Origin of the sequence: Oerskovia gallyi, from assembly GCF_014836745.1 — a bacterium.
GTDB classification, from domain to species: Bacteria; Actinomycetota; Actinomycetes; order Actinomycetales; family Cellulomonadaceae; genus Oerskovia; species Oerskovia paurometabola.
The window spans coordinates 111,496-122,101 of sequence record NZ_JACSQE010000001.1 but is presented as its reverse complement, the minus strand read 5'-3'; the positions used below and the strand labels follow the sequence as shown (position 1 = coordinate 122,101).

Sequence of the window (10,606 nt, the reverse complement as noted above, 5' to 3'; positions counted from 1 at the left end):
CCTGACCGCAGCCCACAGGGCATGAGGAAGGGGGCCCCCCCCCCCGGGGGGGGCCCCCCGGCACCGGTGGCGTGAGGCCGGTCATGTCAGTTCCCGCCACCCATGGCCATGCCCGTCTGGCCGCCCTGGGCCTGCAACGGGATCGTGGTCTCGTGCGCCCTGCCGGCCGCGCGGTCCATCTTGCGCTGCGAGGGGATGCGCTTCTGGCGCGGGTCGAACGCGTCGCGCAGACCGTCGCCGATGAAGTTGATGCACAGCGCGATCACGACGATGAACAGACCGGGCCACCAGAACAGCCAGGGCCGCGTCGCGAACGACGACTGGTACTGGCTGATGAGCTGGCCGAGCGAGATGTCGGGTGCCACGATCCCGAAGCCCAGGTAGCTCAGCGCGGTCTCGAGGAGGATCGCCGAGCTCATGAGCAGCGTCGTCGCGACGATGATGACACCGATCGCGTTCGGCAGGATGTGCTTGAAGATGATGCGCGAGTTGGACGCGCCCGCGACGCGTGCCGCGTCGACGAACTCCCGCTCGCGCAGGCTGAGGAACTCACCGCGCACCAGACGGGCCAGGCTCGGCCAGAGGATCAGGCCGAGCGCGGCACCGAAGATCGCCGCACTGAGGGAGCCTGCCATCTTGCCGATGACGGCACCGATCACGATGGTCGGGACCGTGATGACGAGGTCGGTGAAACGCATGAGGACGCCGTCGGTGCGACCACGGAAGAAGCCCGAGAGCGAGCCGATCAGGACACCGAGCACGCACGCGATCGTGCCGATGATGAACATGACCCCGAGCGAGGTCTGGGTGCCCTTCATGACGTAGTAGAACATGTCGTGCCCGTTCTCGTCCTGACCGAACGGGTGCTCGCCGATGGCGAAGCCGGACCCGCCGAGCCAGGTGGGCATGCTCAACGTGGGCGCTCCGCCCGAGTTGATGACCTTGCCCGACCCTGCACCCTGCGGCCACCATCCCGGCACCGGGCCGAAGCCCACCGAGGTGAAGGCGAGCAGCACGACGAGGATGAGGACGGCGAGCCCGACCATGGCGCCCTTGTGCCGGAAGAACCGGCTGCGGACGATCTGCCCCTGGGACAGGCCTTCGACGTCCTTGAGCTCGATCGCGTTCTCGATGGTGACCGAGTCGTCGCCGTTCTGGGGGTTCTGAGGGGTACTCATGCGTTCACCCGAATTCGTGGGTCGAGGGCAGCGTAGATCAGGTCCGCCACGATGTTGGCGATGATCGCGAGCGCAGCGGTGATCAGGAGGTAGGCCATGACCGGCTCGATCTCAGCTTCCTGGAGCGAGTTGAGGAAGAGCGCCCCCATGCCGGGCCTGTTGAAGATCCGCTCCGTGACGACCGCACCGCCGATGAGCGTGATGACGTCGATCGGCACGATCGTCGCGAGCGGGATCAACGAGTTGCGGAAGCCGTGGCGCATGATGACGGTGCGCTCGCTCAGCCCCTTGGCGCGGGCCGTACGGATGTAGTCCTGGCTCATGACCTCGAGCATGCTCGAGCGCGAGTAGCGCGTGTACCCCGCGAAGGCGACCAGGATCAGCGTCAGGGTCGGCAGCAGCAGGTGCGTGTACTGGTCGAGGACCTGCACCCAGTAGTTGCCGCCGAGGTTCGGGGTCCGGTCACCGAACGTCGCGATGGGACGGCCGTTGATCGCGTTCGAGTTGACGTACGCGGGCCAGACCTGCATGACACGGTCGATGTAGATCATGGCCGCGACCACGAAAGCCGTGATGCCGCCGGTGCGCGCGGAGACGCCCCAGTCGGGTCCGCGGAACAGGTAGCCGACCAGGACGCCCACGCCGATCGCGACGAGCGCGAGGCCGAACATCATGAGGTGGCTCGGGGCGACCGAGTCGAAGAAGCCCTGGAGCGGGTAGTAGAGCGCGACGCCGATGGCCACGGTCGCGAGAGCCGTGTAGAGCGCGCGGCGGTTCTTGAGGCCCGCCGAGAGCGCGGTCAGCGCGAACGCGAAGCCGACGCCGGTGAGGGCGATCAGCACGGGGCCCAGCTGCGGCCTGGACCACCAGTCGGTGAGCTGGACGTAGAGCATGACGCCGAGCGTGGCCGCGAAGGCCAGGCCGAAGGTCTGCAGCCTGCGCGTGACCGAACCGCCGATCGCGAGCACCCACAGCAGGCCCATGAGCGCTGCGATGCCGATAAGCACCGGTATCGACAGGGCAGGGTCCGCGAGGAAGTCGTTGAACCCGATGGCCCCCCACTGCTTGAGGAGGACGGCGACCCAGAACGAGGGCAGCGAGTAGAGCAGGAAGGACAGGAAGATGATCAGGTAGTCGAACGTCGCGTACTGGCGCAGGGCGCTGACGATACCGACCGAGACACCGAGGATCAGCGACAGGACCGTGGCGGCCGTCACGAGCTGGAGGGTCGAGCCGATCGCGTGCGAGACCATCGTGCCGACGTCCTGCCCGGAGCGCCAGGCGATGCCGAAGTCTCCCTGGAAGGCGTGGCCGAGCCACTGGAAGAAGCGCACCACGACGTTGGTGTCGAGGTTGAGCATGTCCTCGCGTGCGGCGATGCGGGCCGCCTTGTCCGCTCCGCGGTACTCCCGGAGGTCGGCCAAGGGGTCGATCGCCAGATCGACCAGGAGGTACATCAAGAAGATGGCCACGAACAGAGTGGCTATGCCGGCCAGAAGGCGGCGCGTAATGAACGTCAACACGTTGGGATAAACCTCGCAGACGACTGAGGACTCGCGATCAGCGAGTCATTCTATTCCGCGGCCTGGCAGATGATGCACGGCGGATACTGCTGGCCGGCGTGTGCAGGCACGCGCGAGGGCGCCGGATGGGTGCTTCCGGCGCCCTCTCGTCGTCTCCGACCGAGGAGATCTTACGCGCTCGCGGGGAGGGGATCACACCCTCCCCGCGAGCGACTCGTCTCACCTGACGGAGTCGGTACTACTTGCTGGCCTCGGCGTTGCCGGTCGTCCAGTCCCAGAACCCGTAGAAGATGCCCGGGGCGATCGTGAGCGGCTTGACGCCCGAGATCTTGGACTCGTTCCAGGCGGTGACGCCCGGGAACTGGAAGATGGTCACGCCGAACGCGTCGTCGACGAGGTGCTTCTCGACGTCGCCGAGGATGCGGGTCTGCTCGGCCGGGTCGGTCTCGGTCTGCAGCTCGTCGAACAGCGCGTCGACCTCAGGGTTGGAGTACCCGTAGTGGTTGTTCGTCGCGCCGGTGCGGTAGTTCGCGTCCGACTCGGTCACGGCGGTCGAGGTCGACTGCCAGCCGAAGAGCGCCGCGTCGTAGAACGACTTCGCGCTGCTCAGGTCCGTGCCCCAGTCGGTCTGGACCTGGTACGGCGTGACCGTGAAGCCGGCCAGCGCGGCCGACTCGGTGATGAGCTGCGACTGGTTGACACGACGCGTGTTGTTGGGGTCGAACAGCAGGCGGACGGAGACGGGCGAGGTGACGCCGGCCTCGGCCAGGAGCGCCTTGGCGCCCTCGATGTCGACCTGGTCGTACTGCGACTGGCCGTTCGCCGCGACGATGTCGTCGTAGGCGGGCGAGCCGGGGACCGTGGTGTACGAGTTGCGGATCTCGGCGTCCGGGTTCAGCGGCTTGATCAGGTTGTCGATGATCTGCTGGCGCGGGACCGTCTTGAGGAACGCCTGGCGGACCTTCTTGGCCTTCTCGGCGTCGCCACCGTAGGTGACCGGGTCGAAGGGTCCACCGTTGGAGAACTGCAGGTCGACGTGCTCGTACGTGCCCTCGGTCGCGGACTCGACCTGGACGCCGTCGAGAGCACCGACCGCGGAGAGGATGTCAGCCGTGGACTGCGGGTTGATGAGGTCGACCTCACCGTTCTGCAGTGCCTGGACCTGGCCCATCGGGTCGCCGTTGTAGCGGATGGTGACCTGGTCGATGCCGGCCTTGTGCTCGCCCTTGTACGACTCGTTGGCCTTCAGCGTGACGTACTGGTCCTTGACGAAGTCCGTCATGACGTACGCGCCGCTCGAGAGGTAGAGGTTCTCGTCGTCGGGGAGCTCGGTGTAGTTGAAGTCCTTGTTCCAGACGTTCGCGATCTTCTGCAGGCTCGCGATGTCACCGTCCTGGATGGCCTTCACGACGGCGTCGCTCGCCTCGGCAGCGTCCTCGATGCCGAGCGCGCGCTGGCCCACGACGTGTGCCGGGAGGTTCGGGGCGATCGCCGTCTCCCAGTCCGCGAAGGGCTTGGAGTAGGTGAACGTGATCGAGTCGTCCTCGATGACGGGGACGTCGGTCACGAGCGAGATGCCCGGGGACGAGGCGTCGAAGTAGACGCCGGCGTCGACGGCCTCCTGGTTCGTGACCTCGCCGGTCTCCTCGTCGTACTCCGGCTCGACGTTGTTGTACTTACCGGTCTGGGCGACCCACTCGAGGAGGAGGTCGGCGGGGCCGGCCGCGACGCCGTCGGACCAGCCGGCGGTGTCCGCGTAGGTGTACTTGATCGTCAGCGGGTCGTCGGAGACCTTCTCGTACGTGCCGTACGACTCGTCCGGAACCAGGTTCAGGTCCTCGTCGTAGTAGTTGAAGCCGGCGCGCATGAGGTAGAGCACGACGTTGTTCGCCGTGGCGTTACCGGTCATGGAGTTGCCGTTGTACGAGTAGAACGGCTGGTTCCACGCGATGTTGACGCTCTCGCTGTCGTTGATGCCTGCGCCGTCGTCGCTGTTGCCGTCGCCGGACCCACCGGCGCACGCGGAGAGCGCCAGTGCGCTCGCCGCCACGGCTGCGACAGCCGCAGACTTCCGTGAGATCTTCAATGTTCCTCCTCAAGGGGATGGTGGGTTCCCCGTCGACGTGCCCCGCAGCAGCACTGCGCGCGGAGCTCGGCGACACTCGCGGGAGACCCACCATTGGTTTGGGGCAACGGTACCGACCAAGATGGGCGACTTCACCCGGTTGCACCTTTCGAGCGGCCGATCGTTACCGAGTTGATACTGGCCGGTACGGTGCTGTTTCCCATTCGATACCCGGAGAAACCGGTACGTAACGGACCGGAAACACAGGACGGGCGCCCCCTGCGTCTCACGATGCGGCGGCGCCCGTCCCATAACCGGCGAATGTGGCAGACCTCATAGCGGCCCGCCAGGGGTCAGACGTTGAAGCGGAACTCCACCACGTCGCCGTCGACCATCACGTAGTCCTTGCCCTCGATGCGGGCCTTGCCGGCCGCCCGGGCCGCCGCCACGGAGCCCGTCTCGACGAGGTCGTCGAACGAGATCACCTCGGCCTTGATGAAGCCACGCTCGAAGTCGGTGTGGATGACCCCGGCCGCCTGCGGCGCGGTCCACCCCTTGCGGATGGTCCAGGCGCGCGACTCCTTGGGCCCGGCCGTGAGATAGGTCTGCAGGCCGAGCGTGTCGAACCCGACGCGCGCGAGCTGGTCGAGACCGGACTCCTCCTGGCCCGTCTCCGCGAGCATCTCGGCCGCCTCCTCGGGCTCGAGCTCGACGAGCTCGGACTCGAACTTGGCGTCGAGGAAGATCGCCTGCGCGGGCGCGACGAGCGCGCGCAGCTCGGCCTTGCGCTCCTCGTCCACGAGGCCCGCGTCGTCGGTGTTGAAGACGTAGATGAACGGCTTGGCCGTCATGAGCTGAAGGCTCGCGATCTCGGCCAGGTCCAGCCCGGCGGCCTTCGCGCCCTGGAACAGGGTGATGCCCTGCTCGAGCAGGGTCTGCGCCTTCTGGGCCGCGGCGAGCAGGACGGGGTCGCCCTTCTTGATCTTGACCTCCTTCTCGAGGCGCGGGAGCGCCTTCTCGAGGGTCTGGAGGTCCGCGAGGATCAGCTCGGTGCTGATGGTCTCGATGTCGTCCGCCGAGTCCGTCGACCCCTCGACGCGGATCACGTCGGGGTCGTCGAACGCGCGGGTCACCTGGCAGATCGCGTCCGCCTCACGGATGTTCGCGAGGAACTTGTTGCCGAGCCCCTCCCCCTCGCTCGCACCCTTGACGATGCCCGCGATGTCCACGAAGGACACGGTCGCGGGCAGGATGCGCTCGCTGCCGAAGATCTCCGCGAGCTTGTTCAGCCGCGGGTCCGGGAGGGACACGACGCCGACGTTCGGCTCGATCGTCGCGAACGGGTAGTTCGCCGCGAGGACCTGGTTGCGCGTCAGGGCGTTGAAGAGGGTGGACTTGCCGACGTTGGGCAGGCCGACGATGCCGATAGTTAGAGCCACGGGGCCTGAGTCTACGCCGAGCGACCGTGCGCGCCGCTCGCGCCGGAGCAGGCGGCCGAACGGCCGGACGGCCCGACGGCGCCGCTCGCGCCGGGCGACCACGTGCACTGCTGCACGGGCGCACCTGGGCGAGCGGCGCCGTCGGGCCGCTGCGGGGACCGCCTACTTGTAGCTCATGACCTGCTGGAGGAGCTCCGGTCCGCGCTGGTCGACCAGGCGGCCGCCCCAGCGCATGCCCACCACGAGGAAGACCACCCCGAGGCCGACGCCCACGACCAGCGCGAGCCAGCCCCAGACCGCCGCCCCCGTCAGGACGTTCGTGAGCGCCAGCCCCGCGGCCGGCAGGCACAGCGCCGTGAGGACCAGCATCGTGATCATCTGGGCGACCAGCGTCGCCATCGCGGCGCCCTGGGGAGACTTGAACGGGCTGTCCCCCGGCTTCGGTACCGGGTAGAGCAGGCGCGCCGAGACCACGCTCGACACGCCCAGCCCCGCACCGAGCACACCCAGGCTCAGCCCGATCGTGGCGACCAGGAGGTCCCAGCGCCCCGTGAACGCGACCGAGCCCACCGCGAAGACCAGCACGACCGGCACCCCGATGACCGCGGCCGCGACCACACGGCCCGCGCGGTCCGCGAACCCGCTCACGCCCGACGACACCTGGGTCCAGAACGCCGTGTGGTCGTACGCGACGTCCGCCGAGATCGCGAACCCGAACGTGAAGGCCGTGACCGGGCCCAGCACGAGCATGAGCTCGACGAACCCGTCGCCGCCGTCGGCCCGCATGCTCGACCCGACGAACCACAGCAGGACCGGGAGCAGCGGGACCACGGCGATCGAACCCGAGTAGCGCGGGTCCCGGAACCAGTACGTCAGGCAGCGTGCCGCCACGGCTCCCACGGGCGTCGCGGGGAAACGGTCGAACCAGCCGAGCCCCTTGGACTTGCCGGCCGAGGCGCCGCCGTGCGGCGCGACCAGGGCCTTGGCGAGCGCGCGGTCCCACACGACCCACGCCGCGACCAGGACGACCACCGCGATGGCGAGCCGCACGAGCGCGAGGCCCCAGGCGCCGTCGGACACCGCGGACGCGACCGCCCACGGCGCACCGAACGGCGTCCACCCCAGGACGTCCGCGATGACCGGCAGCACCTCCTGGCCGCGAGCGATCGCCGACGTCGCCCAGCCGATGATCGGCCCGGCGAGCATGAGCGGCACGAACGCCGCGATCGACAGGACCTCGCGGTAGCGCCGCGAGTCGAGCAGCGGGGCGAGCGCGGTCGTCGTCGCACGGGACCCGACGACGCACAGCGCGACCGCGAGCAGCGCGCCCACGAGCGCGGCCACGGCCGCGAGCGGCGAACGCCACCACGCGAGCGCCGTCCCGGCCGAGGCGACGAGCGTCACGATCCCCGGGATGCCCACGAGACCCGCGACCGCGAGCCCCGCGAGGAGCTGACGCTGCGGCACCGCGAACGTCACGAAGCGCTGCGGGTCGAGCGTCGCGTCCACGCCGAACGCGAACAGCGGCACGATCCACCACGCGAGCACGACGACCGAGCCGACGATCGTGATGATCTGGCCCGCCACCTCGGGGGCCGTGGTGCCCAGGACCGTCAGGCCGACCAGGGCCATCGAGATGACGCCCAGCCCGTAGAGGATGCCGAGGACCAGCCCCACCGTCTGCCACACGCTCTTCTTGAGCGTGTTGCGCAGGAGGGTGAGCTTGAGGCTTACGAGGTGCGCAACCACGACAGCCCCTCCGTCGTGTGACGCCCGCCCACGAGGTCCACGAAACGGTCCTCCAGGCTCTGGCCCGCGCGGACCTCGTCCACGGTGCCGGCCGCGAGCACGTGCCCGCCCGCGATGACCGCGACGTGGTCGCACATGCGCTGGACCAGGTCCATGACGTGCGAGGACACGATGACCGTGCCGCCGCTCGCGACGTAGCCGTTGAGGATCTCGCGGATGTTGGCCGCGGAGACCGGGTCGACGGCCTCGAACGGCTCGTCGAGCACGAGCAGGTTCGGGGCGTGGATCAGCGCCGAGGCCAGTGCGATCTTCTTGGTCATGCCCGCCGAGTAGTCGACCACGAACGTGTTCGCGTCGGCCGCCAGGCCCAGGGCCTCGAGCAGGTCCGCGGTGCGCTCGGCGACCGTCTCGCGGTCCATGCCGCGCAGCAGGCCCGCGTAGGTGATGAGCTGCGCGCCCGTGAGCCGGTCGAACAGGCGCACGCCGTCCGGGAGGATGCCCAGCAGACGCTTGCCCTCGAGCGGGTTCGCCCACAGGTCCAGGCCGTGCACGTGGACCGAGCCGAAGTCCGGGCGCAGCAGACCCGTGGCCATCGACAGCGCGGTCGTCTTGCCCGCGCCGTTGGGGCCGACGAGCCCGTAGAACGAGCCGGCGGGGACGTCGAGGTCGATGCCCGCCACGGCGATCTTCTCGCCGAACTTCTTCCACAGCCCGCGCACCGACAGCGCGGGGGCCGTGCCCGCCGCGTCGGTCGGAGGCGTGGGCGTCGCAGGGGCGAGCACGGGCGCGGCGGTCTGCAGGCCAGGCGCGGCGGGTGCTGCCGGGGCGGTGTCGTCGACGGGTGGGAACTGGTCGCGGGGCTCAGGATCGTGGGCCATACGGACAAACCTAGTGGAGCCGGACGGCCTCTCCCCAGGAGATATGTCACGTCTTTCCAGGTGGGAGCCGGATTCACCCGTGCGGGCCGTCGCGCGAGGACCTCCGACGCGCCCGACGACGCAGCTCCCCGTCCCGTGTGGGTACCACCTGGCAGAGTGCGGGCATGGACAACGCCCTGCCGTGGCTCATGCTCGTCGTCGGACTCCTCGTGGGAGCCCTCTTGGGCTGGCTCGCGCGCCGCACCTCCCCCGACTCCGGGCGCGCCGAGATCGGCCGGCTCACCGGGCTCCTGACCCAGGCCCAGCAGGAGGCCGCGCGCGGCGCGGGCCTCGCCGAGCGCCTCGCCGCAGAGCGTGAAGGGTTCGAGCGTCAGCTCCGGACCGAGCGCGAGGCGTTCGGTCGCCAGCTCGCGGGCACCGAGCGCGCCGCGGACGAACGCTTCGACATCGAGCGCGCCAACCACGAGCGGGCGATCGAGGAGCTGCGCGCCGGTTCCGAGAAGCGGCTCGCAGAGATCCGCGGCGACCAGGCCCGGCTCGAGGCCCAGTTCGAGGCCCTCGCGCGCAAGGCGCTCGCGAACAGCTCCGAGCAGTTCCTCACGCAGGCCGAGGAGCGCTTCAAGCGCAGCCAGCAGGTCGGGGAGGCCGAGCTCGCCAAGCGCGAGCAGGCCGTGCAGCAGCTCGTCGAGCCCCTCAGCAAGGCCCTCGACCAGGTCAAGGCCGAGGTCTCCGCCGCAGAGCAGGCGCGCCGCGAGGCCCACGGCACGCTCGCCGAGCAGGTCCGCGGCATGCGCCACGACTCCGAGGCACTGCGCGCCGAGACCGCCCAGCTCGTGACCGCGCTGCGCTCCTCGCAGGTCCGCGGCGCCTGGGGCGAGCTCCAGCTGCGCCGCGTCGTCGAGGCCGCGGGCATGATCCCCCACGTCGACTTCATGGAGCAGGACCAGGTCAGCACCGACGACGGTGCGCTGCGCCCCGACATGGTCATCAAGCTCGCAGGCGGCAAGAACATCGTGGTCGACGCCAAGGTCGCCTTCCTCGGCTACCTCGACGCGCAGCAGACCACCGACCCCCGTGTCCGGGAGGAACGGCTCGCCGCGCACGCACGCCACTTCCGCAAGCACATCGACGACCTCGCGGGCAAGCGGTACTGGGACCAGTTCAGCCCCGCGCCGGAGTTCGTCGTCATGTTCGTCCCCGCCGAGTCGTTCCTGTCGGCCGCGATCGAGCAGGACCCCTCGATCCTGGAGTACGCGGTCGCGAAGAACGTCATCATCGCGGCCCCCATGACCATGATCGCTCTGCTGCGGACCGTCGCCTACGCCTGGCGGCAGGACGCGCTCGCCGCGAACGCCCAGCAGGTCCTCACGCTCGGCAAGGAGCTCCACGGGCGCCTCGCCGTCATGGGCACCCACCTCGCCAAGCTCGGCCGGTCGATCCAGGGAGCCGCCGAGTCGTACAACAAGACCGTCGCGTCCCTCGAGACGCGCGTGCTCGTGAGCGCGCGCCGGTTCGCCGACCTCAACGTCGTCGACGAGGACCTCGAGACCCCCGCCGCGGCCAACCCGCAGCTCAGCGCGGTGAGCGCCCCCGAGCTCCTCGCCTCGGTCCACGAGAGCTTCGTCGCGATCGACGAGATCCCGGGGTCGCGCGCAGGCGCCGCTCCGGCGGACGACGACGAGCAGGGCCCGCTCGACGCCGGGATGCTCGGGACCATCAACGCCCCCGGGCGGCACGAACGCGACCGGGGAGCGGACGCGTCCTGACGTGACGA

At 69.5% G+C, this 10,606-nt stretch carries 7 protein-coding genes; 1 reads left to right on the top strand and 6 read right to left on the bottom strand.

Annotated features, from left to right (window positions below; all coding sequences use genetic code 11):
• Positions 1-86: 86 nt before the first annotated feature.
• The 6 genes from H9640_RS00490 to H9640_RS00465 form a co-directional block, all read right to left on the bottom strand.
• Entirely contained in the window at positions 87-1,178 is a 1,092-nt protein-coding gene (locus tag H9640_RS00490; protein ID WP_191788798.1) for an ABC transporter permease, read from the bottom strand.
• Entirely contained in the window at positions 1,175-2,650 is a 1,476-nt protein-coding gene (locus H9640_RS00485) for an ABC transporter permease (protein WP_318243575.1), read from the bottom strand. The genes H9640_RS00490 and H9640_RS00485 overlap by 4 nt, the downstream gene beginning before the upstream one ends.
• A gap of 289 nt (positions 2,651-2,939) precedes the next feature.
• Positions 2,940-4,787: an ABC transporter family substrate-binding protein gene (locus tag H9640_RS00480; protein WP_191788796.1), complete on the bottom strand. Its 1,848-nt coding sequence runs from the start codon at positions 4,785-4,787 to the stop codon at positions 2,940-2,942.
• 332 nt (positions 4,788-5,119) lie between these two features.
• On the bottom strand, positions 5,120-6,205 hold the full coding sequence (gene ychF / locus H9640_RS00475) for a redox-regulated ATPase YchF (protein ID WP_191788795.1): 1,086 nt from the start codon (positions 6,203-6,205) through the stop codon (positions 5,120-5,122).
• Between the two features lie 162 nt (positions 6,206-6,367).
• The gene (locus H9640_RS00470) at positions 6,368-7,954 is read right to left on the bottom strand and encodes a hypothetical protein (RefSeq protein ID WP_191788794.1); all 1,587 of its coding nucleotides are present in this window, start codon (positions 7,952-7,954) and stop codon (positions 6,368-6,370) included.
• Positions 7,936-8,832, bottom strand: coding sequence for an ABC transporter ATP-binding protein (locus tag H9640_RS00465; RefSeq protein WP_191788793.1), 897 nt, complete (start codon positions 8,830-8,832; stop codon positions 7,936-7,938). Before H9640_RS00465 ends, H9640_RS00470 begins: the two co-directional genes overlap by 19 nt.
• A gap of 164 nt (positions 8,833-8,996) precedes the next feature.
• Here H9640_RS00465 and rmuC point away from each other — a divergent pair, with 164 nt between their 5' ends.
• The gene (gene rmuC / locus H9640_RS00460) at positions 8,997-10,598 is read left to right on the top strand and encodes a DNA recombination protein RmuC (RefSeq protein ID WP_191788792.1); all 1,602 of its coding nucleotides are present in this window, start codon (positions 8,997-8,999) and stop codon (positions 10,596-10,598) included.
• Positions 10,599-10,606 lie beyond the last annotated feature (8 nt).

Coding starts and splice junctions, on each gene's coding strand:
- H9640_RS00490 (WP_191788798.1), bottom strand. CDS start 1,178: ATGAGTACCCCTCAGAACCCCCAGAACGGCGACGACTCGGTCACCATC.
- H9640_RS00465 (WP_191788793.1), bottom strand. CDS start 8,832: ATGGCCCACGATCCTGAGCCCCGCGACCAGTTCCCACCCGTCGACGAC.
- rmuC (WP_191788792.1), top strand. CDS start 8,997: ATGGACAACGCCCTGCCGTGGCTCATGCTCGTCGTCGGACTCCTCGTG.